This is a genomic window from Olsenella sp. Marseille-P4559, from assembly GCF_900605015.1.
In the GTDB taxonomy this organism is placed as follows: Bacteria; Actinomycetota; Coriobacteriia; order Coriobacteriales; family Atopobiaceae; genus Tractidigestivibacter.
On the sequence record NZ_LR027574.1, the window covers coordinates 1 to 1,556 of the forward strand.

A 1,556-nucleotide genomic window follows, 5' to 3' on the forward strand; every position below is an offset into this window, starting at 1 on the left:
GTCTTGCGAAACACGGTCGGAAGCGTTGCGCCCGCCCCTCTCGAAGGGGTGGGCGCAACGCTTCCGACCGTGTTTCGCAAGACTGGCCGCAACCGTTGCGCCTCGGCTTGCAGTGTTGCGGTTAGGTTTTCAACCGACCAATGTCCGAGGTCCCATATACTTGAAAAGCTTGATTGTCCGATTTACTTCCAGTACCATTACATAAAGGGTTATCGTATAGAAAGGAGAGGCGAAACTGTAAAATTGGCATATATTCCCCTAAGGAGAATAAGATGACTGATAAAGGATTTACAGATCAAGTAAAAGGCAGGGTAAAAGAGGCTGTTGGAAATTCGACAGGTGATGATTCCCTGAAGGCAGAGGGGATTATGGATAAGGCAGTCGGAAAAACTAAAGAGATCGCATCGGATATAAAAGACACAGCGAGTGAGTTGGGTGAAAAGGCAAAAGATGCACTCGACTCCAAGAGCGAGAATAGCAATTAATGGCTGAGTACTTGCAGCATAGTTAGGTCTCCTGAACTGTAAGTAGCTTAGGCAGCTTCAGTTGCACCGTGGCAATCGCGGCGATTCCGGAGAATGGCACCTGCATGAGGCACATCCCATGCAGGTGCTCTGTGTATGCATCTGCAGAATCTTTGTAGCTGTACCTCCAGCTGAAGGAGTCCGCATGGGACTTCGGCAGCCCGTGGAACGTGCCGTGGACATATTCTGACCTTTGCAATTTAAGAGGCCGTTTTCCCTGTGATGACCTGGGAGGACGGTCTCTTTTCGCTTGTGTGTCTTCTGTAGTGCTCCAGGGCCTTCCAGCTGATCTCACGGCCCTTGCATCACCTGTGGGTCAATGCACAAAACACGCTTAGGTATGGCAAGGATGAGGAAAGGCGGAAGCAAGCCCAGGCAACGCTGGACTGGATTCGCAACCTTGTGAGGAAATACCATCCCGAGTGGGACTGGGGCAGTGACCAGATTGATAATAGGATTGAAGACTTTCTTTGGAAGCTCAATGATGAAGGCTGCAACTATGCGGCCGACATCAATGCCCTGATGCAGCAGTACTCGATTACGGATCTACGCAAGAGGTTCGGCATTCCGGACGACGTGCCCGACAGTCGAGTGAAGGATTGGCTTCTGCTCGACTACTACGCGAGCCGGGACAACCACAACCCCAGCCATTGGCCGTGGTCGTGGGGGGTGTCCCTATAGTTCTGTCAAGCCATAGCAGGCGGCTTTCCTGCATCGTCCGCCGGCGGCTCCACATACGGCACCCGGTCGCGCATCACCGCATGGATGACCCGGGGCCTCTTGCGGGCCACCGCCCTGAGCGCCTTGTTGTGCCCCATGCCCCGCGCCACGCAGGCATCGCAGTGCCTCCCGAAGCGGCTCTTCGTCCCCACGAGGGAGTCGCAGCCGAATACGAGGGGGTTCTCGGGAGCCCTGTCGCCTCCGCGGGCGTCCCTCTGCGACCTGACGGGGGGTCCGGAGCCGTGGCCCGCGGGCACGAGGCCGCGGCATGCGGCGAGCTTGCCGTCTCCGGGGAAGGGCGACATGCCGACC

Annotated in this window: 2 protein-coding genes and 1 pseudogene; 2 read left to right on the forward strand and 1 reads right to left on the reverse strand. The window is 56.1% G+C overall.

Going from position 1 to position 1,556, the window contains the following annotated elements; genetic code table 11:
* The first annotated feature begins 272 nt into the window (after nucleotides 1–272).
* Entirely contained in the window at nucleotides 273–485 is a 213-nt protein-coding gene (locus tag E0E00_RS06195) for a CsbD family protein (RefSeq protein ID WP_130811696.1), read from the forward strand.
* A gap of 339 nt (nucleotides 486–824) precedes the next feature.
* Nucleotides 825–1,205 carry a hypothetical protein gene (locus tag E0E00_RS06200; protein WP_130811697.1) on the forward strand — a complete coding sequence of 127 codons (381 nt, stop codon included), beginning with the start codon at nucleotides 825–827 and terminating at the stop codon, nucleotides 1,203–1,205.
* Nucleotides 1,206–1,210: 5 nt separating this feature from the next.
* Here E0E00_RS06200 and E0E00_RS06205 read toward each other — a convergent pair.
* Nucleotides 1,211–1,556: pseudogene (locus E0E00_RS06205) on the reverse strand (hypothetical protein); the annotation flags it as partial.